Annotated in this window: 18 protein-coding genes and 1 pseudogene; 13 read left to right on the top strand and 6 right to left on the bottom strand. The window is 61.9% G+C overall.

Annotated features, from left to right (window positions below; translation table 11 throughout):
- Positions 1–3 precede the first annotated feature (3 nt).
- The 3 genes from DMX12_RS04315 to DMX12_RS04305 are packed head-to-tail and all read left to right on the top strand — an operon-like array spanning position 4 to position 2296.
- Positions 4–645: a carboxymuconolactone decarboxylase family protein gene (locus DMX12_RS04315; RefSeq protein ID WP_054911572.1), complete on the top strand. Its 642-nt coding sequence runs from the start codon at positions 4–6 to the stop codon at positions 643–645.
- Positions 645–1532 (top strand): amidohydrolase, encoded by an 888-nt coding sequence (locus tag DMX12_RS04310; protein ID WP_110676452.1) that lies wholly within the window; start codon positions 645–647, stop codon positions 1530–1532. The genes DMX12_RS04315 and DMX12_RS04310 overlap by 1 nt, the downstream gene beginning before the upstream one ends.
- The gene (locus DMX12_RS04305) at positions 1532–2296 is read left to right on the top strand and encodes an enoyl-CoA hydratase-related protein (RefSeq protein ID WP_054911570.1); all 765 of its coding nucleotides are present in this window, start codon (positions 1532–1534) and stop codon (positions 2294–2296) included. Before DMX12_RS04310 ends, DMX12_RS04305 begins: the two co-directional genes overlap by 1 nt.
- Positions 2297–2351: 55 nt before the next feature.
- Here the strand turns inward: DMX12_RS04305 and DMX12_RS04300 are convergent, their stop codons facing one another.
- Together DMX12_RS04300 and DMX12_RS04295 are read right to left on the bottom strand one after the other, a co-directional pair.
- The gene (locus tag DMX12_RS04300) at positions 2352–3203 is read right to left on the bottom strand and encodes an alpha/beta fold hydrolase (protein ID WP_110676450.1); all 852 of its coding nucleotides are present in this window, start codon (positions 3201–3203) and stop codon (positions 2352–2354) included.
- An 83-nt stretch (positions 3204–3286) separates the two neighbouring features.
- Entirely contained in the window at positions 3287–4561 is a 1275-nt protein-coding gene (locus tag DMX12_RS04295; RefSeq protein ID WP_110676448.1) for an OprD family outer membrane porin, read from the bottom strand.
- Positions 4562–4795: 234 nt separating this feature from the next.
- Between DMX12_RS04295 and DMX12_RS04290 the strand changes: the two genes are divergently transcribed.
- The 5 genes from DMX12_RS04290 (at position 4796) to DMX12_RS04270 (ending at position 11202) form a co-directional block, all read left to right on the top strand.
- On the top strand, positions 4796–6136 hold the full coding sequence (locus DMX12_RS04290) for an MFS transporter (protein WP_054911567.1): 1341 nt from the start codon (positions 4796–4798) through the stop codon (positions 6134–6136).
- Between the two features lie 32 nt (positions 6137–6168).
- Positions 6169–7371 (top strand): 3-oxoadipyl-CoA thiolase, encoded by a 1203-nt coding sequence (gene pcaF, locus DMX12_RS04285; RefSeq protein WP_110676446.1) that lies wholly within the window; start codon positions 6169–6171, stop codon positions 7369–7371.
- Positions 7372–7431: 60 nt separating this feature from the next.
- Positions 7432–8304 (top strand): fumarate hydratase, encoded by an 873-nt coding sequence (locus tag DMX12_RS04280; protein WP_054911565.1) that lies wholly within the window; start codon positions 7432–7434, stop codon positions 8302–8304.
- Between the two features lie 10 nt (positions 8305–8314).
- Positions 8315–8941, top strand: coding sequence for a fumarate hydratase C-terminal domain-containing protein (locus DMX12_RS04275; protein WP_110676444.1), 627 nt, complete (start codon positions 8315–8317; stop codon positions 8939–8941).
- Between the two features lie 209 nt (positions 8942–9150).
- On the top strand, positions 9151–11202 hold the full coding sequence (locus DMX12_RS04270; protein ID WP_110676442.1) for a TonB-dependent receptor: 2052 nt from the start codon (positions 9151–9153) through the stop codon (positions 11200–11202).
- 70 nt (positions 11203–11272) lie between these two features.
- On the opposite strand, the gene DMX12_RS04265 is transcribed toward DMX12_RS04270, so the two are convergent.
- The 3 genes and pseudogenes from DMX12_RS04265 to DMX12_RS04255 form a co-directional block, all read right to left on the bottom strand.
- A complete protein-coding gene (locus DMX12_RS04265; RefSeq protein WP_110676440.1) occupies positions 11273–13324 on the bottom strand; it encodes a TonB-dependent receptor in 2052 nt (683 codons plus the stop codon).
- 78 nt (positions 13325–13402) lie between these two features.
- Positions 13403–13810, bottom strand: a complete 408-nt coding sequence (locus DMX12_RS04260; protein WP_110676438.1) for a DUF2946 family protein — start codon at positions 13808–13810, stop codon at positions 13403–13405.
- Between the two features lie 130 nt (positions 13811–13940).
- Positions 13941–14270, bottom strand: a pseudogene (locus DMX12_RS04255) (winged helix-turn-helix transcriptional regulator); the annotation flags it as partial.
- A gap of 337 nt (positions 14271–14607) precedes the next feature.
- On the opposite strand from DMX12_RS04255, the gene DMX12_RS04245 reads away from it, so the two are divergent.
- From DMX12_RS04245 to DMX12_RS04225, 5 genes are all read left to right on the top strand, one after another.
- The gene (locus DMX12_RS04245) at positions 14608–15114 is read left to right on the top strand and encodes an NAD(P)-dependent oxidoreductase (protein ID WP_218277979.1); all 507 of its coding nucleotides are present in this window, start codon (positions 14608–14610) and stop codon (positions 15112–15114) included.
- Positions 15115–15322: 208 nt separating this feature from the next.
- Entirely contained in the window at positions 15323–15688 is a 366-nt protein-coding gene (locus DMX12_RS04240; RefSeq protein ID WP_054911559.1) for a histone-like nucleoid-structuring protein, MvaT/MvaU family, read from the top strand.
- Between the two features lie 598 nt (positions 15689–16286).
- On the top strand, positions 16287–16802 hold the full coding sequence (locus tag DMX12_RS04235; protein WP_029886101.1) for a sigma-70 family RNA polymerase sigma factor: 516 nt from the start codon (positions 16287–16289) through the stop codon (positions 16800–16802).
- A complete protein-coding gene (locus DMX12_RS04230; protein WP_110676434.1) occupies positions 16799–17722 on the top strand; it encodes a FecR domain-containing protein in 924 nt (307 codons plus the stop codon). The genes DMX12_RS04235 and DMX12_RS04230 overlap by 4 nt, the downstream gene beginning before the upstream one ends.
- Before the next feature lie 108 nt (positions 17723–17830).
- Positions 17831–20254 (top strand): TonB-dependent receptor, encoded by a 2424-nt coding sequence (locus DMX12_RS04225; RefSeq protein WP_110676432.1) that lies wholly within the window; start codon positions 17831–17833, stop codon positions 20252–20254.
- Positions 20255–20283: 29 nt separating this feature from the next.
- Here DMX12_RS04225 and DMX12_RS04220 read toward each other — a convergent pair whose 3' ends face one another.
- Positions 20284–21288, bottom strand: coding sequence for a GntR family transcriptional regulator (locus DMX12_RS04220; protein ID WP_110676430.1), 1005 nt, complete (start codon positions 21286–21288; stop codon positions 20284–20286).
- Positions 21289–21427 lie beyond the last annotated feature (139 nt).

Below are 21427 nucleotides of genomic sequence, written 5' to 3'. Positions count from 1 at the left end.
GTCATGGCCAGAATTCCGCTGTTTGATGCCCGCACCATGTCCGAGGCGCAGGCTGAAGTGTATGAAGCCGTTGTCCGTGGCCCCCGCGGGCGCCTTGTGGGCCCTTTGCGGGCCGCCATGCATAACCCGGTGCTGGCTGACCGCTGGCAGCGCCTGGGCGAAGTACTGCGTTACGACACGGTGTTGCCTAAACGCTTGAGTGAACTGGCGATCCTGGTCACTGCGCGGCGCTGGAATGGCCAGCTGGAATGGCATATTCACGCCGACGACGCAGCCAAGGCCGGGTTGCAGAGCACGATCATCGATGCCATTGCAGCAGGGGAGGCACCGGTGTTCGACGACTCGGAGGCCTGGGACATTTATACCTTCGCCCGGCAGATGCAACTGCATGGCGACGTTCAGGAAGACGTGTACGAGCGCATTCATGCGCGCTGGGGCACGGTGGGCGTGGTCGAATTGTCTTCGGTGATCGGCTACTACACGCTGGTTGCCATGACCCTGAACGTGCACCGTATTCCGTTGCCCGATGAGGTCAAGGCGCCCCTGCAAGTGGCAACCGATGCCCAGTGCGGCTTACCGCGTTTGACAGAGCCGGCGCCGGCGGTTTTCCAGGCTGGCGCACATCCTGCGATGGGGGAGCGTTGATGGACACCATTGAACCGCGCATGCCGGCGCTCACCGCTCGAAGCGTGCCGGCGGGTGCCTGTGACGTGCACTGCCACGTCTTCGGCCCGCTCGATACCTTTGCCACCGGCCCGGCCACGTATGCGATTCCATTGGCAGCGCCCTCGGTCTATCGCCAGATGCTGGACAGCGTCGGCCTGGACCGGGGCGTGCTGGTGCAGCCGGCACCTTATGGCACCGATACCCGCGCCCTGGTCAATGCCCTGGGTGAGCTGGCCGGCCGGGCACGGGGCATCGCCGTTGCCGATGCGAGCATCAGCGACGCCAGCCTCGACACCTTGCATCAGGCGGGGGTACGCGGGCTGCGCTTTATCGAGATGCTCGACCCCAGCAGCGGCAAGCGTTACGCCGGCAGCATAGGCGTCGATACCCTGTGCCAATTGGCGCCACGCATGCGCGAACGGGGCTGGCACGCGCACATCTGGGCCAAGGCCCAGGACTGCCCGCGTGTCTTCGAGACGGTCAGGCATCTCGACATGCCGATCGTGTTCGACCACATGGGGCAATTCGATGTGGCGGCCGGCGTGGAAGGCGCGGCATTCCAGCAGTTTCTGGCCCTGCTCGACAGCGGCCAGGTGTGGGCAAAGCTGTCGCTTTGCCGGGTGTCCCGGCAGGCACCTGCATACGCCGAGCTGCAGCCATTCCACCAGGCCCTGGTGAACAAGCGGCCAGACAGGCTGCTGTGGGGGTCTGACTGGCCCTTTGTGCGCATGGCCGAACAATCACCGGACGTCGGCCAGTTGCTGGACGTGTTCATGAACTGGGTAGGGGACGAAGCGATCATTCGTCAGATCCTGGTGGACAACCCTGCCCATCTTTTCGGTTTCGACAGTAAGGAAAGCGCGTGATGCAAGATTTGAAGCTTGAGATCAACGAGGGCGTGGCGGTCGTCACGCTGGACCGTGCACCGGTTAACGCAATCACCTTGGCCCACTACCAGGCTATCGGCGAACTGTTCACCCGGCTGGGGAGCGACCCGGCGGTCAACTGCGTGATTTTCACCGCTGCCGGTGATCGGGCCTTCTGTGCTGGCCTGGATCTGCACGAGTTCCTTGCCGCGACCGTCGATGAAGACCCCGCGCGTGCGGCAGTCGTGCGGCAATGTTTCGCGGCGGTACGCCAGTGCGCCGTGCCGGTGATCGCAGCGGTAAACGGCCCTGCGTTGGGCGCCGGAACGGTGCTGGCGGCAGTCTGCGATATTCGCCTCGCCAGCGAACGGGCAAAGTTCAGCATGCCGGAGATCAACGTCGGCCGCTGTGGCGGCGGCGCGCACCTTGGGCGTTTGATCGGGCAGGGCAACCTGCGCAAGATGTTCTTCACCGGGCTGCCGATCGACGCCGCAGAGGCACTGCGCATTGGCCTGGTCGAGGAGGTTCTGGCGCCTGAGGCCCTGATGTCGCGGGCCCAGGAGCTGGCCCGGCTGATCGCGAGCAAGAGCCCGCTGGGCTTGCGCATGGGCAAGGCGTCGCTGAACGAGATCGAGTTCATGCAGGTAGAAGACGGCTATCAGGTCGAGCAGGGCTACAGCACCCGGCTGATGGCGACCGAGGACGCCCGTGAAGCGACCCGGGCGGTGGTGGAGAAGCGCGCACCGGTGTTCGTCGGGCGCTGATCAGGCGGGGTGGCGCAAAGGGAGATCAGTGATGATCTCCCTTTTTTCGTCACGCTTACCGAGGTAAGCCATCAGCCCAATCGGCAATGGCGTCGGCGGTTTCCAAAGGCTTCTCCGCCGGCAGCGCATGGCTTGCATGTGGGATGACCTTGATCGTCACCCGGTCGCCGAACTCCTCCTTGGTTTCCATGCGCGAGCGCTCGGGCCGGAAGGGGTCGGCGCCAGCCTGCAAGTCCAGGATCGGGGCGCTGCCGCCTGCCCAGTAGCTTTCCTTGGGGGTATTGGCACGTGCCTCCCGCTGGCTTTGCGTGGCCTGCGGGTGCCACCCGGTCAGCCAAGGGCGCGGATCATTCCCTTCGGCGAAGAAGGCCAGGCGCAACGCGGCGAGTTTTTCATCCTCGGGGGTTTGCTCGGCGTTGATCCGGGTGATGGCATCGGACAGCTCGCTGGGCCACTGGCGTGCGCCACCGGCAAGCAGCACGATCCCGCGCACAGCCTGTGGGTGGTCGCTGGCGATGGTCTTGGCGATCCACTGGCCGTACGCATGCCCGGCAACGATTGCCGGGCCGCCTTCGGCGGCGATCACGTTGGCGAAGTCGTCGCCGAAATCGTGGAACGTCACGTTTTTCATCGGCCCTTTACTGCCTGCCACACCCCTGGGTTCGGGCAAGACCACGCGATAGCCGCGGCGCACCAGTTGCTCGGCCAATGGGGCGAATTCGGCGCTGCCGCGGCCAGTAGAGGCCAGGATCATCACCAGCGGCCCCTGGCCCTGTACCGAGTAGGCGATGGTGGCGTCGGCATGCTGGATGGTGCGGTGGGCGATGTTGCCCTGCGACCAGGCGGCCGGGGCGAGCGCAATTGCGCACAAGACACTCAGAGGGGCGACTAATTTCGACAGTTTCATTGAACACCTTCCGGTTGGGGGGAAACCCCTGCACCCCACCCGCCAGAGCGTGGCCGGCGTGGGGGAGGGTGGAATGAGCTGGATCAGAACTTGAAGCTGTAGTCGACGATCAGGCGGTCCTGGTCGCTGTTGCGCTGGTAATTGCTGCGCAGCACGCCATGGCGCCAGCGCACGGCGAGGTCCTTGAACGTGCCGCTTTGCACCACGTAGCCGATATCGGTATCCAGTTCCCGCTCGCTGCCATCCTGCTGCACCCCGACGACCTGGGCGTTGTCACTTTTCACATAGCGCACGGTCAGCATCAGCCCGGGAAGGCCGGCAGCCGCGAAGTTGTAGTCATAACGCGCCAGCCATGAAGCCTGGTTCTGCTTGGCGAAGTTGGTCAGCATCATTTCGGTGTGCAGGTAGGTGGCTGTATTTTCCAGCTGCGGGTATGCGCCTTTGCCATCGACCTTCTGGTAGCCGGCCTGCAGCGTGTGGCCGTTCCACTCGTAGCCGAACAGCCCGCTGTACACCCGGTTGTCGATAGTGCCGGCGTCGCCAGCGCCGGCTTCCTGGGAAGCGAACAGCCTGATGTCGCTGACCAGGCGCCCCGGCCCCGCCGGCAACTTGCCTTTGATGCCGACGAAGTGTTGGCGGTAGACGTCTTCCAGCTCACCGATGTTGTAACTGAGCACCACATCCTTGCCCAGCGCGTAGTCTGCTGCGGCGTATTTGAAGTCGCGGTTGTCGGTGCGTGGGTATTGCCCGTTGGCGTAGGCGATACCGATGCCCTGGTAATCGGTGGAATCCCGGTGGCGGGCGCGGTCGAGCCTGCCGGCGCGCAGGGTCAGCCCGCTGATCGAGGTGTTGGTGACCTGGGTGCCGCGGAAGTCCTGGGGGAACAGCCGGGTGGTGCTTGGCTGCAACACGCCCAGGCTCGGGTTGATGGTACCGACCAGCACTTGCGTGTCCTGGTACAGCCTCAGCTTCGCGGTGAGGGCCAGTTTGCTGTATTCGTCCTGTGACTCGCGGGCATAGCTGGGGCCACCCGGGCGGCTTTCGGCGTTACGCGGCAGCAGGCCAGAGCCGCTTCGCTGCGGACTTGAGTCGAGCTTGAAACCGTACATCAGTGCTGCATCCAGGCCCAGGCCAATGTCGCCTTCGGTGTAGCCGGACTGGAAGCGAAAGGTCAGGCCCTGGGCACTTTCTTCGACGCGGTTCTGGCCGCTGCCATCCCGGTAATCGTTCTGGAAATAGAAGGTTCTGGAGTCCACCGAGGTCTTGCTGTCATCGAGAAAAGCGGCTTGTACGCCTGACGACACGGCGAGGGTAAGTGTGGTCAGCGTCAGCAGCTGCCGGTTCAGGTTTGTTGTCATTGTTACCTGTCCTATGTGGGGGCGTTTCTATCGGCTGGCATCGCGTCAGCCCACCACAATTACCGGCGAGGACGACCTAAAAGTCAATAGGCTATAAAAATGACCTATTGACTTTTAGGTCGTGCAGCGGTCTCATGGGACCACAGCAAGCGCCCAGGGCTTGGCTGATAGCCGTACACTGAGCGGCACGCTCATGTGACGGCAAAACCGATAACAACAACAGGGCAACCCACAATGATCACAGCGCGCGAAAGTGCAGATGCCGTCCAGGCTTACACCGACGAACAGTTCGCCCAGCGGACGTTCGCTCGTGTGAAATGGAAGATCCTGCCACTGCTCATGATCTGCTACGTCTTGGCACTGATTGACCGCAACGTCATCGGCTTCGCCAAGCTCGGCTTCATGACTGACCTTGGTTTCGGCGAAATGGTGTACGGCATCGGCGCCGGCATTTTCTTCGTCGGCTATATCCTGTTCGAGATCCCCAGCAACCTGATGCTGCAGCGCATCGGTTTTCGCAAGACGGTGCTGCGCATCATGATCATGTGGGGTATCGCCTGTGCGGCGTTCTCCATGATGCAAAGCGAAACCATGTTCTACATCCTGCGCTTTGCGCTGGGTGTGGCCGAAGCGGGCTTCTTCCCGGGGGTGTTGCTGTTCCTCACGCTGTGGGTGCCGCGTAACCGTCGAGCCAGCGTAACGGCGATGTTCATGGCTGCGATCCCTATTTCAGGCATGATCGGCGGGCCACTGGCGGGCGGCATCATGCAGCACCTGGACGGTTTGTTCGGCCTGAAGGGTTGGCAGATCCTGTTCCTGGTCGCCGGCCTGCCGGCCTGCGTGATGGGCGTCGCCACCTACCTGTTGCTGGACAACTCGCCCAAGGAAGCCAAGTGGCTGTCCGAGCAGGAGCGCCAGGTCATCCTCGACGAGTTGGCGGCAGATGACACCAGCAATGCCAACGAACACCATTCCCTCTGGGGCGCGTTCAAGGACAAACGAGTGTATGTGCTGGCGTTCACCGCACTGGCGGTTTTCAGTGGCGCAGTGGCGGCTGCATTCTGGGTGCCGACCATCATTCGCAAAACGGGCATCACCGACCTGTTCCATGTCGGCCTGCTGTCGGCACTGCCGTTCATGGTGGGTGTGATCGCGCAGTACCTGGTGGGCAAGCATTCGGACAAGGTCATGGAGCGCCGCTGGCATGTGGCGATCTGCTTGAGCATTTCGGCGCTTGGCTGGTTGACCCTGGCCATTCTGCAACCCAGCACCACTGTCTCGGTGATTCTGCTGATCGTCGCCACCGCATCGGTTCTGGGTGCGACCGGTCCGTTCTGGACATTGCCCGGCAGCCTGCTGACCGGCAAGGCGGCAGCGGGCAGCATCGCCCTGGTCACCACGCTGGCCGGTGTCGGTAACGTGTTCATGCCGGCGCTGGTGGGTGCACTGATCGATCTGACCGGCAGCATGGCCGCATCCCAGGCCGCCTATGGCGTGCTGATGCTGACTGGCGCCGCGATGATCCTGCTGGGCACCCCGGCTGAAGCCGGCAAGCCCGTCGTCAAAGCCAACTGATTCGCTTCAGAATCTGCACAGGAACGATGCACATGCGTGATGTTTTCATATGCGATGCCGTCCGTACGCCAATCGGGCGTTTTGCTGGAGCCCTGGCGGGCGTGCGGGCGGATGACCTGGCCGCTGTTCCACTCAAGGCGTTGATCGCCCGCAACCCTGGGGTAGACCTGACGGCCATCGAGGAAGTGTTCCTGGGCTGTGCCAACCAGGCCGGTGAGGACAACCGCAATGTTGCGCGCATGGCCGCGCTGCTGGCCGGGTTGCCGGCATCTGTGCCGGGGGTGACCTTGAACCGCCTGTGCGCCTCGGGGCTGGACGCAGTTGGTACGGCCTACCGGGCAATTGCCTGCGGCGAAATGGCCTTGGCCATTGCCGGTGGCGTCGAGTCGATGTCCAGGGCACCGTTTGTAATGGGCAAGGCTGAAGCGGCGTATTCCCGTGCGCTGAGCATCGAGGACACCACCATCGGCTGGCGCTTCGTCAACCCGGCCATGGCCGAGCAGTATGGCGTCGACAGCATGCCGCAGACCGCGGACAACGTTGCCGCGCAATACGGTATTTCCCGTGCAGACCAGGATGCCTTTTCCAACCGTAGCCAGGCCCGCGCGGCGCAGGCGCAGCGCAGTGGTTTCTTCGCTGAAGAAATCGTTCCTGTGGTCGTGCGTGAGCGCAAGGGCGAACGGATCGTCGAGCAGGACGAGCACCTGCGCCCGGAAACCACCCTGCAGGCACTTTCGGCGTTGAAACCGGTGAACGGTGCGGGCAACACCGTAACCGCAGGCAATGCGTCGGGTGTGAACGATGGTGCAGCCGCCATGTTCCTTGCCAGCGCAGCGGCGGTCGAGCGCCATGGCCTCACCCCACGTGCCCGGGTGCTGGGCATGGCCAGCGCGGGGGTGGCGCCACGGGTTATGGGTATCGGGCCTGTGCCAGCCGTGCAGAAACTGCTGGCCCGGCTTGAACTGGAAATTGGCGACTTCGATGTCATTGAGCTCAACGAGGCGTTCGCCAGCCAGAGCCTGGCCGTGGCCAGGGCATTGAACATTGCCGACGACGCCCTGCACCTGAACCCGCATGGCGGTGCCATCGCCCTCGGTCACCCCTTGGGCATGAGCGGTGCACGGCTGGTGATGACCGCCATTCACGCCCTGGAAAAGCAGGGCGGCCGGCGCGGCCTGGCAACGATGTGCGTTGGGGTCGGCCAGGGCCTGGCGCTGGCCTTCGAACGCGTTTGACGCAACGCCTCAAGCCAGGCTTGCCTGGCTTCTTACAAAAAAAATGCTGAGGAGCCTGTAATGGGTACCATCTCGTCGGACTTGCTACGCCAAGTGACTGCCGAACTCTATGAGCGCTCGCTGAAGAAAATCCCTGAAGACACCAAGCGGGCGCTTGCCCAGGCGAAGGCCGTGGAGCGCAATCAGACCGCAAGCCAGACCCTGGACATCATGATCGCCAGCGCACGCGCGGCGGAAGAGGAAAACCATTTTGTCTGCTCCGACTCGGGCGTGCCGGTGTATTTCGTCAAGGTTGGCACCAAGGTCAATTTCGATGGGCCGGTGAAGCAGGCCATCACCGATGGGTTCAGCGACCTCGTCGCCACCATCCAGCCACCCATGCTGGCCCATGTGACCAACCCACTGACTCTTGAGCGTGGCTACGCGGGCAAGGACATGCCCATCACCACCTTCGAATTGATCGATGACGCTGATTACGTCGAGATCACCTGTTCACCCAAGGCCCTGGGCTCCGGGCGCTGGGCAGCACTGGAAATCTTCACCTTTCCAAGCCTCGAAGACATCGAGCGGTATGTCATGGAAGTGGTCCTCAAGGCTGGCCCTCAGCACTGTCCTCCGGTGGTGATCGGTGTCGGGATTGGCGGCACCTTCGACTACGCCGCGAAACTGGCCAAGCAAGCCATGCTGCGCCAGATCGGAACATCCAACCCCGAGCCAGTGCTGGCGGACATGGAAGAACGCTTGCGCCAAGCCGTCAATGCCACAGGGTTCGGCCCCATGGGTACCGGCGGCGATAGCACGGCCATGGCGGTGCACGTGGATTACGCGTCCGGCCATGGTTTCACGCCGGTGGCCGTGTGCTTCAACTGCTGGATCAACCGACGTCGTTCCGCCCGGATCCACCCGGACGGTCGCGTCGATTATTTCGAGTGAGGAACGCCCTATGAAGCGGCTTCAAGCGCCATTTGATGAACACGCTATCCGTTCCCTTCGTGCCGGCGACCTGGTGGTGGTTGACGGCGACGTGGTGATCACCGCCGGCCTGCCCACGCACCAGCGGTTGATGCACTGCCTGGAAAGCGGCGAGGCCCCCCCTGTCGAGTTGCGCGGCCAAGCGCTTTTTCATCTTGGGGGCTACAGCCAAGGGGAGGGCGAGCATTTCGAGATGCTCTACATCAACCCCACGACCAGCACCCGGTTCAACCCGTACATGCCAACCTTGATCGAGGGTTTCGGCCTTCGGGTGGTCGGCGGCAAAGGTGGCCTGGATGAACATAGCGTCGAGGCAATGAGGAAGGTCGGGTGCGTATACCTGTCCTTCCTGGGTGGCGGCTGCACCTTGCTGTCCCGGGCGATTCAGCGGGTTGTCGAGGTCGGCTGGCCGGAGATGGTCACGCACTATCGGCTTTCACGAATCAATGTGAACGGCCTGGGGCCGGCAGTGGTTGCCATTGATGCGCAGGGGAACAGTTTGTACGCGCAGAATGCGCAGACAGCCGGGGCCCGCTCAGGGGAAGTGTTGGCAGGCCTGCACGCTCAGGCTCGGCAGGAGAAAAGTCAGCTTTCCTAGCATGGGCAAGAACCGCCTGGCCCCAGCAGCCTGCAGCCGGCGGTTCTGCTGGGGCAGGCGGCGCAGCACCAAGGCGGGATCGTGCAGCGGCAGCCAACGCTAGTGGCGCGAAAGGTTATGGTATAACATAAATAGGCGCGGCACTGGCCTTTGGCCTTGCCGCGCATTTGTCTGCCAAACAACAACCCACGCCCGACTCAGGACTCTCAATGCGATTCCCCCAAGCATCGTTTGCCATTTTCACGGCAATGTTCACACCTGACCTTGTCGCCGGACAGACCGGCACCTCGACCATCACGCTCGGTGACGTGAACATCACCCAGACCGCTGGCGTAGCCTTGAGCACCGAAAACGTGCTGACCTCGGTCGACGTTCTTGGCAGCGACCAGGTGCGCGACAAGAACGTGATGAACAGCTGGCAGCTGTTGGGGCAGATGCCAGGCATCCAGTTGACCGAAACCGGCCAAGGTGCAGAGTCTGGCAAGGTCAGTTTCCGTGCGTTCAACGGCGAGGGCTACATCAACGGCATCAAGACGTTGATCGATGGCGTGCCAAGCAACGTCAACAGCGGCAACCAGCGCTTCATCGACATGATTTTCCCGTTGGACATCGAATACATCGAGGTGGTGCGCGGCACCAACGACCCGCGTTATGGGCTGCACAACATCGGTGGCAACATCAACTTTGCCACACGCCAGGGCGGCAACTATGTCGATAGCCGGGTGACCTACGGCAGCTTCGATACCCGTGAAGTGCAGTTGGCAGTCGGCCACGAGGAGGGCAACTTCGCCCAGAACTACATGCTCGCCAAGCAGGACAGCAACGGCTACCGCGACCACAGCAACTCGAACAAATATGCGTTGGGCGGCAAATGGTTTGTCAACAACGATGACCAGACCTTCCGTGTCGGGCTGATTGCCCGGCTTTATCATCACCAAGCCCAGGAGCCGGGCTTCCTCACCCGTGACCAACTGCACGCCAGCCGCACCCAGTCACCTGCCAAGAACGGCAATGATGGTGACGACCGCGACATGAAGCAGGTGAGTTTGCACAGTGACTGGCAGCTGGCCGATGACCTTGGCTTGAGCAGCAAGCTGTACTACAACAGCTACAACGATGACCGCACTGTCACCTTCACCGATTACCGGCCTGGCAACGCACCTCGCCAGCGACGCCAGTGGGACGAGCAGCAGCGCGGCATGCTCAGCAACCTGACCTGGCGCGCCAACGAGTTGCTGACGCTCGATGGCGGCATCAACTACGAAGAGCAGGACAACCTGTACCGTCGCCTGCGCTACAACTACGGTGTGCCAACCGACTTCGACGCGCCGCCGGCGCGCGTGCAAAATGACGACGCTTACACCCTGCGCAATATTGGCGGGTACGTGCAGGCGGTCATTCAGCCTACCGATGCGCTGAAGATCATCCCGGCCATGCGGGTGGATAAATTCTCCGGCAACACCGAGATGCTCGGCGGCGCCAAGGCATCCCTGCAGGACTATGGCTGGATCCGCCAACCGAAACTCAGCGTGATCTACAGCCTCACCCCCGAAATCGACGTTTACGCCAATTGGGGGCGCACCTTCCAGGTGCTCACCGGGTCCGCGGAACCGGCTTACCTGCTGCCCGGGCAAGCCTCGTACGACCCGTCCATCAACACGGGCAAGGAGGTTGGGGTGAAATTCCAGCCGTTCCCGGGTGCCCAGGCGCGGCTTGCGCTGTGGCAGCAGGATGCGACCGATGAAGTCGCGAACATGCCCAGCACCGGTACCACGGTGGGGCTCGGCGAAACCCGCCGCCGGGGCGTGGACATGCAGATCAGCGCACAGCTGGATGAACAGTGGACGGTCTGGGCGTCCCACGCGGTTCAGGAGGCGAAAGTGGTCAAGGGCCTGGCTGCCAACGGCCAGTCGCTGTCAGGAAAAGAAGTGTTTTCCACCCCTCGCTACATCAGCAATGTGGGCGTCGAGTACCGCTACAATGACGACTGGAAGTTCGGCGCGCAGGGGCGGGCACAGGGTAGCTACTACATCGATGAGCTCAACGAGCAGGGTAAGTACGGTGGCTTCGTGGTCGTGGATGCCAGCGTGAGTTACCGGATCACCCCGTCCACCAGCGTGGATCTGCAGGTGAAGAACTTGCTGGGCCGCGAATATGAATATGTCTGGTACGACAACTTCTTCTGGGGCGGCAACGACCAGCCCATGTTCTCGCCCGCCCCAGGCCGTTCGGCATTCGTGTCGTTGAACATGAGCCTGTAACAGGCTGGCCGTGCCACAGGCGAGCGTCTGCTCGCCTGCTCGGGGCCAGCGTGGCCAGCCCGCTTTGCCATCAGAAGTCGAACGTCACACCGGCATAGAGTGCGCGCCCGTCACCGGGGGCGTGCAGCGAAGCGTGCGCCCCATCCGGGTCGTACCAGGCGTACTCGTAATAGCGGTTGGTCAGGTTTTTCAGTTGCAGGTCCACGCTCATCGACGCACTGACCTGGTAGGTTGCCCCCAGGTTCAGCAACACATAGCCACCGTAGGTGCCTTGGGTGTTCTCGCGCTCCAGGTAGTAGTGGGTCTGGCCGTTTGCCCAGGCGCTCAGTTGCAGGGCAGGCGTGGCCTGGTAGTTGATGCCGGTATTCCACAGGTGGTGCGGCACATGGTCGATCTCTTTGCCTTTGCTGCCAGGCAAGGCGCTGCTCGGCTCAAGGATCTTCGAATATTGCCATGAGTACGACATCCACATCTCGGTGCGTTCGCTCGGGTGCAGGTTGACCTGCAGGTCGTAGCCCCAGCGCCGTGTCTCACCAACATTGTCCGACTCCCCGCTGGGGTCGTTCAGGCGACGGCTCACTTCGCCAGAGGCGTCCTGACGCCAGTAGGCCACGCGGCCATCGACCCAGCTGGCCGGGGTGAACTTGATGCCGGTTTCCCAGCCTTCGTTGATCGAAGGGGCCAGGTCCTCATTGCGCGGCGGCACCTTGTAGGCTGCGGCGCCGGTCCCGACCTGGAAGGTGCGGCCCCAGTTGGCGTAGACGCTGGCAAACTTCCAGGGCGAATAGACAATGCTGAGCTTGGGCTGCTTGATCAGCCCGTAGTCGTTGATGTCGTAGTCCTGCCCGGTCATCTTGTTGGTGAAGTCACCGCTGATCTTGTCCACCCGGTAGGCCGGCACGATCTTCAACGATGGGAACGGCTCGATCTCCGCCTGCACGTAGGCACCGACCGTGTTGAAGTCGAAGTCCTGGTCGCGTGTCTGCGCCTGGCGTACACGCTCCACGGTGCGATAGCGCTCGCTGCGGTTCTGTTGCTCTTGCACATCGCTGCCACCTTCCAGCGCGAAGGCGTGCAGCCAGTCCACCTGTGGCCGCCAGGTCAACGAGGTAATGGCACCGTACTGGTCTTCGTAGGTGTCTCGTACCTGTTGCGAGCTGGTAGCCCAGTATTGAGTCCAGCGACGATCGTCGAAGGTATTGAGGTAGGTCTTGGCTGACCACGACAAGGTGTCGGCCAGGTCGGTATCGAAGTGCACGCTGACTTGGTTCATCCGCCGCGTCCCCTTGTCCGTGGCGTTGTAGTCATTGCTCATGCGCGGATGATGGCGGGCGTCATCCTCGGTCAGGTAGCCCGCCTCCTGAGCTTCTGACTCGTAGTGACGGGCAATCAGACCAAGGCGGTAGCTGCCATCGTCGGGGGTATAGAACCATTTGCCGCCGAAGCTGTAGCGCTCGGTATCGGCATGGTCACGGTAGCCATCAACCTGCTGGCGAGCGAAGAAGTAGTTCTGCGTCCAATTGCTGGCCTCGATGCCCTTGGCCAGTTGCACTTCACGCGTATTGAAGCTGCCGTAGCGCAGGCGCGCCTTGTTGTAATTGCCCCCGGTGCGGGTGTGGATATTGACGTTACCGGCGATGTTGTTGAGGCCGTAGCGGGGGTCGCTGGTACCACGCACCACCTCGATGCTGTCGATGTCTATGGGAAACACCGAGTCGATGAAGGGCATGTTGCCGTCGTTGGTGTTGCTGGGGATGCCATCGATCAGCAACTTGACGGCATTCACTTCGCCTTCGCCATTGAAGCCGCGAAACGACAGCTTGCCCGAGGTGGTGCCCTGGTTGAATTCGGTCAGCAACACCCCGGGCGCGCGCCTGAACAGCTCCCAGCTGTAGGCCACCGGCATTTTCTCGAGGATGTCGCCGCCCAGGATATCCACCGAACTGAGCACGCTGCTGGTGGCCAGCGGGCCGCTTTCGGTACTGGTCACGTTGACCGCGCCAAGGGTGAGGGTGGAGTTTTCAGCAGGCAGTGTTTCGGCCACGGCCAGTGTCAGGGGGCTGAGGCTGAACAAAGCGAGCACGGGCAAGGCAGCACGTGCGGTACAACGGAACGCAGGCATGGAAAGTTTCCTGGCTAGACAGTCGGGCAGGGCTGCACACCGCAGGTCACGGGGCAGCTGTTGGCAATCAGCGACGGGTCAGGCCAGGGGAGAGGCGCGGGGGTTGAGCTTTGGCCACTGCTCACGCGGCAGTGGCAACCTGTGGCTGTCACCGAGCAGAAGCGCATCGGGCCAGAACCGCGGGAACAGGTGTCGATAGTAGTCGCTGGCCAGCAGGCTATGCCCGGCATGGCCACAGCAGCAGTCGCCCGCCTGGTGTTTCGTTTCCGGCTGGTCACCGAGTTGGGGCAGCTCGGCCTTGAGCTGGGCCAGCAGTGACTTGGGCAGGCTCTGTGCACCGTGCAGGCTGCAAAAGCTACCGAGAATCAGGGATTGGCTGTCGACGCGGGGTGTTTGCAAGGCACGGTCAAGCGGCATCGCCAGCAGGTTGAACAGCACGGCGAAGCAGGCGAACAGACAGAGATGCGCACGCGCTCGTGAAAGCATGAATCACCCATGGAAACGTCGCGCGCATTAAGCCGTATCAGTGACCGGCAGTTCAAGTTCGGTGGCGCGCCATTTTGTCGCACGCACTGCATGGGGCCCTGGCGCTCAAGCACGGGCCTTTGCTGGGCGCTCACCGGCGTTCGTAGACTACGCCCTGGATCAGGACCTGATTTGGCTCGGTGGCCTGGTCAAAGCGTTCATGGGCTTGCACGATGGCGTGCTGATGCTCGTTCGCCCAATTGACCAGTGCCATGACGGGCTGCAGCAGGGTTTTACCCAAGTCCGTAAGGTCGTAATCGACGCGCGGAGGAATGGTGGGATACAGCGTGCGGGTTATCAGCCCATCGCGCTCCAGTCCGCGCAAGGTCAGGGTCAGCATCCGCTGCGAAATACCGTCGATGCCACGCTTCAACTCATTGAAGCGGCGGGGGCCGTTGGCCAATACGGCAATGATGTAAAGGCTCCATGTACCTGTTGGTAACCCACACCAGCTTTGTTACCTGGTTCCCTTTTTATACCTGGAGGTAGCATGCACGAGAAGAAAAGGATCGCGCTGTTCGGCGCGACCGGACCAACTGGCAGGTTCATCATCGAGGAAGCCTTGAAGCGGGGCTACAGCCTAATGCCAGTCAGTTAAGTAATTTGGGGCCGCTTTGCGACCCTTCGCGGGCACGCCCGCTCCCACAGGGGATCGCGCATTTATTGAGTTCAGCGCCAAACGTGTGGGAGCGGGCGTGCCCGCGAAGGGCTGCAAAGCAGCCCCAGTAACGCTTAACTGACAGGCATTAGGCTACAGCCTGTCGGTTTTCACCCGTGACGCCAGCAAGCTGGAAGCTTTTGCGGGCCGGGTACGCGTCGTCGTCGGTGACCTGCAAGACCAGCCAGCCATTGCGAAGTGCGTGGAAGGTGCCGACGCAGTGATCAGTGCCCTGGGCCCCAACAGCCTGAAGGTGCAGGGCGACAAGCCCGTCATGCGCGGATTGCACAACATCATCGCGGCCATGAAACTTGCAGGTGTGCGCCGCCTTGTGCAGATATCCACGGCTGCCTATCGTGATCCGAAGGACCGCTTTGCGTTCAACGCACATGCGTTCGTGCTGCTGTTCAAGTTGCTGACGCGCAAAGCCTATGAAGACATCAAGGCAACGGGTGAACTGATCGCCCACTCCGACCTTGAGTGGACGCTGGTGCGCATACCGAACCTCAAGGACGGCCCGGCCCAGAGCAAGGTGCAAGTAGGCTGGTATGGGCAGGCCAGGCTCGGCATGAAGTTATCCAGGGGCAATCTTGCCAAGTCCAGGTGAATGACGAAACCTACCTGCGTGCCGCCCCTGGCATTGCCAACCAGTGAAGACTGGGTGCCCTGTTGCGAATGTCGTGCGCCGAGAGCCTTGTAAAAGCGCAAACCTGTGCAGAAAGTTGCACACGGGTGGGGTTCATTGTCATTTGGGTTTGAACTTGAACCGCGTTAGGATTCTCTAACTAACACCCCACCCACTTCGGAGTAAGTACATGTCGCGTCTGGCAGAGTTTCGTCAGCTTGAACAAAAACTGGCCCAGCAATTGGCTGAACTTGAGGCGCTGAAAGGGTCGTCTGAGCTGCAGAAAGAAATCGAGTTCGAAACAAAACTGCGCGACCTGCTAGCCAAATATGGCTACAGCCTGCGTGACATCATCAATTTGCTCGATCCGCAGGCCAACCGCCAGTCAGCCCCTGCGGCCACAGCGAAAGCACCGCGCCGTGCCCGACAGGTGAAACAATACAAGAATCCGCACTCTGGCGAAGTTATCGAGACCAAAGGCGGGAATCACCGCCAGTTGAAAGAGTGGAAGCAGCAATACGGCGCGGATGAAGTCGAAAGTTGGGTCGCCCGCTAATCCGTACCGCACACAACTGAGCAATTGGGGCCGTTCTGTGCCCCATCGCCGGCAAGCCAGCTCCCACAGGGATCGCCTCAGGGCTGACAGGTGTTTGCCACAAGGTATGGCAGCGCCTGTTAGAGCGAGCGCCGCCCGCGCGGCGCATCGCGAGCTGCGCTCGCTCCTACGTTTGTTTCGGGCCAATTATTCCTGTGGGATTTGCGCGCGAACGCCTTGGCGCATGCCTCAAAATCGCGTCGTACGAACAAGGCGGCCGCGCGCGCCTGTCACAGGCGTTACTGGCCCGAAACAACGTAGGAGCGAGCGCAGCTCGCGATTGCGCCGCGCGGGCGGCGCTCGATCTCACAGGCGCTGAAGATGCTCCGGCTACCCTTGCCAGGAACCATAGAATCTCCCACAGGAACAGCACAGCCCTCAAGCATTGCACGGTCCTGTAGGAGCTGGCTTGCCGGCGATTGGCTGCGCAGCAGCCCCATTGGGTGTTACTCACACTCAAGTGAACTACCCGCTAGCGGTGGTGCACAGCTTCCCAGCGAGATACAAGCCCATTACAATCGCGATGAATTCCTATTCTCGTTTTCGCGTGGGTAACAAGATGTCCGGATCGGTCACGGAAACGACGCACCATCAACACCTGCACAGGCTGTATCAGGATCACAACGGTTGGCTACGTGGCTGGTTGCGCCAACGTTTGAGTAATTCGGCGGATGCTGCCGATCTTGCCCAGGACACGTTCGTACGGGTAATGGTCGCGCGCACCGCCCATTCGCTGCAGCAACCGCGTCATTACCTGGCGACCATCGCGCGCGGGTTGGTCATCGACCTGTATCGCCGCCGCAGCCTGGAGCAGGCGTACCTGCAAGCATTGGCGTCCAGGCCGGACGTTCATGCGCCCTGTGCCGAAACCCGGGCAATCATTCTGGAAAGCCTGCTGGCCATAGACCGCATGCTCGACGGCCTGGGGCTGCGTACACGGCAAATATTCCTTGCTGTGCAACTGGATGGGCTGACGTATGAGAAGACCGCCGAGCGTTTCAATGTGTCGGTCAGCACCGTGCGCAAGCACCTGGCCAAGGGCCTGATGCACTGCCTGTTGATGGACGGCGAATGAACCAGGTACTGGCCCAGGCGGTTGAATGGCATGTTCGCCTCAATGACAGCAGCGCCACCCAGGCCACCCGCGCGCAATGGCAGGCCTGGCTGGATGCCGACCCCGTGCATGCACAAGCCTGGCAGCGTGTAGAGCGGTTGCAACAACGTTTGAGCCTGGCACCCGCTGGCGTGGTCTCCACCACCATCGAGCAGGCACGCCAGCATAGAAGGGCGGTACTCAAACAGCTGGCCGTGCTGCTTGGGGTCGGTGCAACCGGCTGGGCAGGCTACCGGGCTTCGCCCTTCGCCGCCGACTACAGCACGGGCGTCGGCCAACGGCAGCGGCTGACGCTGGCCGATGGCAGTGTACTGGTGCTGGATACCGCCACGCGTGTGGATGTGCTGTTCGATGCCCAGCAACGGCTGATCGTGTTGCGCCAAGGTGCCATTCTGGTCGATACCGCAAAAGATCCTCGCGCCCTGAGCGTGCAGACTGCGCAGGGGCGTGTCGAGGCGCTCGGCACCCGATTCACGGTGCGTCAGGACGATGGCACTACCCGGGTTGCCGTGCAAGCGCATGCCGTGCGGGTCAGGCCGCAACTGGGCCTCGGCCAGGCACTGCGCGCCGAAGCGGGGCAGGCGGTGAGCTTCAGCGCAACCACCATAGGCCCCCTGCAGCCAGCGCCAGAGCAGGGCTCTGCGTGGGCGCGCGGCATGCTGGTTGCCGTGGACTGGCGCCTAGATGCGGTGCTGGCCGAGCTCTCCCGCTATCGCCACGGTGTGCTGAGCTGCTCGCCTGATATCGCCGGCCTGCGGCTCTCCGGCACTTTTCTGCTCGACGATACCGAGGGCGCGCTGGCCAACCTCGAGGCCTCACTGCCGGTTCGGGTCCGCCGCCTGACCCGTTACTGGGTAAGGCTGGAGCGCCAGGCGGCATGACGGTGAATTGTTCTGCATAGAGGGGTAACAGATTTTCATTCCTGTTTCGGCTCTACCTGCATGTGCGCATCAGACGCACCCATTGCCAACGCTGACAGGAAACCTTTCATGCAAGTACGCCCCCTCTTTTCTGGCCTTTGCGGCCAACCCACAGCACGGGCCCTGTGCTTTGCTGGCGCCGTATTGGCGGTGACGCCTGCCTGGGCCAAACCGATCGACTATGACATCCCCGCTGGCACGTTGGCTGCCGCCTTGAGTCAGCTCGCTGCCGCCAGTGGCGTGATGATCACCTTCAGCTCGGAACAGACGGCGGGCTTGAGCTCGCCAGGGCTGCACGGTAGCTATGAGGTGGACCAAGGCTTCGCCCATGTGCTTCAGGGCAGCGGGTTGCGCATTGTGCAGGCTGGCGAAAAACGGTTCGTTCTCGCCAGCATGGAAGCCGGCGGGGCCCTGCAGCTGGGCGCTACCACCATCGATGCAGCAGGCCTGGGTGCCATCACGGAAGGGACCGGCGCCTACACCACGGGTGCCACCAACGCCGCCACCAAGCTCGCCTTGTCATTGCGCGAAACCCCGCAAACGGTCAGCGTGATGACACGCCAGCGCATGGAAGACCAGCAACTCACCACACTGAGCGATGTGCTGAAACAGACGCCAGGCCTTTCCGTGCAGAACATCGACAGTGAACGCGTGAACATCTATTCGCGTGGGTATGCCCTGGACAGTTACCAGTTCGATGGCATCCCGACCACCTTGATCGTGCAAACCAGCGCAAGCCCGCAGAGCCTGATCGATACCTCGGTCTATGACCGGGTCGAAATCGTCAGGGGCGCCACCGGTTTGATGACCGGTGCCGGCGACCCCTCTGGCAGTGTCAACCTGGTCCGCAAGCGGCCAGCCGCCGGGTTCCAGGGCTCGGTCAGCGCCGGCGCAGGCTCGTGGGACACGTATCGCACCGAGGTGGATGTGTCTGGCCCGCTGACCACCGATGCGCGCTTGCGCGGCCGCGCTGTCATGGCTTACCAGCAGGGCAACAGCTTCATCGACCACTACCAGCAGGAGAAGCAAACGTATTACGGCATTCTGGAAGCTGACCTCACCGACAGTACGCTGCTGACGGTCGGTTTCGACTACCAGAAGAATGACCCGCGTGGCGTATCCTTCGCCAGCTTCCCGTTGTTCTACAGCGACGGCGGGCAGACTGACTTCCCACGCTCCATCAACGCCGGGGCGCGCTGGAGCTATCGCCAGCAGAACACGCTCAATACCTTCGCGACCCTCGAGCACGGCCTGGCCAACGACTGGAAACTGAAGGCGGCCGTGAACAACATGTACAGCACCCGGGACTATTCGCTGGCTTCGCTCAGTGGTGGAACACCCGACCGTGAAACGGGTGAGGGCGCTTACCTTTATGGGGGAGATGGCTATGGCTCCCAGCGCCAATTAGGGATCGACGCCATGGCCCAGGGGCCGTTCCAGCTCCTGGGCCGCGAGCATGAACTGGTCTTTGGCCTGAGCGCTTCGCAGTTTAACGACTACAGCGACCCGGACGATGACGACCTGGAGATGCGCCCGGCCAATATCCATAGCTGGGACAACGACACCGAGCGACCGACATCGGTCGGTAAACTGATGAACGACGACACCACGATTCGCCAGGATGCGGCGTACATGGTGGCACGCTTCAAGCCGGCGGACGATCTGTCGCTGATTGTCGGTGTCCGTGTCGGTGACTACAGCTACAAGAAGAAAGCCATCTACAACCCGCCTTACACGCGTTCGTCCAGCACTGCCGAAAGCCGTGAAAGCGGCTTCATAACGCCTTATGCCGGGGTGGTGTATGACCTCGACGACATTCATTCGGTGTACGCCAGCTACACGACGATCTACAAGCCCCAAGCCCTACGAGAGCAAAACGGCAGGAACCTGGAGCCGAGGGAAGGGGACAACTACGAAGTTGGCCTGAAAAGCGAGTTCTTCGACGGCCGCGTCAACACGGCCATTGCCCTTTATGAAATAAAACAGGACAACCTGGGGGTTCCCACGGGCGAAACCGTGGAAGGCACGGTGCGCGAGTCGGCCTACCGCGCGGTGGCCGGCGCGAAAACGCGCGGTATCGACATGGAAATCTTTGGCGAAGTGCTCCCGGACTGGAATGTCAGCGCAAGCTACAGCCATAGCGTTACCAAGGATGCCGACCATGAGCGCATCAGAACCGAAGCACCGGCTAACCTGATAAAGCTCTGGACGACCTACCGTCTTCAAGGGGACCTGAACCCATTGACCATCGGCGGGGGCCTGAACTGGCAAAGTGGCATGAGCCTGACGACGAGCCAGGGCAAGGCAACGCAGGAACAGTATGCCGTGTTCAACGTGATGGCGCGTTATGACATCACCCGGCAGCTGAGCGCTTCTGTCAACGTCAACAACGTGTTCGACAAGCAGTATTTCAGCGCCCTGGACCCGACCTTCTTCACCGGCTACTACGGTGAGCCACGCAATGTCATGTTCAGCACCCGGTACGCTTTTTAACGCGGGGAGGGTGCAGGCCCGCCGACGCCTCAGGTCAGCCTTTGCAGATAGCCCGGCGCGTCAGGTTCGGGCAGCACCGACAGCACCTTGAGCCGCTGCAAGGTCCGTTCGCGGGCCTTGCACAGGTGGTCACGCAGGCATGAACAGGCAGTGTCGACGGTGCCGTACAGCAAGGCTTCGAAGACCAGGCGGTGCTCCACCAGCATGGCTTCGTCATTGCTGGACTGCAGGGCTTCGTGCAAGACCCGGCCGACATTCATGGGGATCTGACATTGGCGAATGACTGCTGCCATGCGGGTATTGGCCACGCCGGCGATGCAGGCCACATGCAGGTCCTGCTCGAGTTGTTCGATGTCGGCGCGCTTCACATCACGGCCGGCGGCCTGCGCACTGACTACGCGGTGCAGCATCGCTTCAAGATCACTGCGGCTGACATGCTCGACGCCTTGGCGCAGGGCATCCGGCTCCAGCAGCATCCGTAGCTCGTAATCGTGCTTGACCGCCTGGGCCGTCAGCGGGCCGGCGAGCCATTGCGAGTATGGCTCTTTTTCCACCAGCCCTTTGTCGCGCAATCGCATCAACGCTTCCCTGACGACATTCCGGCTGACGTTGAGTTCTTCGGCGGCACTCTGCTCATCGATTCGGTAATGACCAAAGACCATGAACCGCACAACCGTCTGGGCAAGGTGGTCGTAAATACGCTCACCTACCGGGCGGTAATCGATCAGGTCTTCTTGTGGCTCCAGCCCCAGGAGCTTGCGCGTGAGCGGTACGCGCAACGGGGTTTCGCTGGTGCCCTGGGGGTCGACGAGAAAGCCCCGGCCCTCGAAGCGGCGGATCAGCCCTTCCTCATGCAGCAGGTTCAGGGCCTGGCGAACCGGTACCCGGCTGGTGCCGAACAGTTCTGCCAAAGGCCCCTCCACCAGCACCAGCCCTGGCGCCGTCTGCCCACCCAGAATCGCCTCGCGCAGGGTGTTACGTATGATCTCGTAACGAGAGGCCGGGCGGTCTTCAAGGGGCTGGGTAGCAGACATCAGAGGGTTCTCATGAAGCGTGGGAGGCCAGTTTCGCACAAGCGAAGCAAGATGTGACCGGTCGCCGGTGACACCGCTGTGAACGGTTTTGGGGCAGGCTGTTACCGAACACCCCAAAATGTATCATCCAGTAAAACAT

The sequence above is a fragment of the Pseudomonas sp. MB-090624 genome, from assembly GCF_003205245.1.
GTDB classification, from domain to species: domain Bacteria; phylum Pseudomonadota; class Gammaproteobacteria; order Pseudomonadales; family Pseudomonadaceae; genus Aquipseudomonas; species Aquipseudomonas juntendi.
This window is presented reverse-complemented; position numbering and strand designations above follow the sequence as displayed.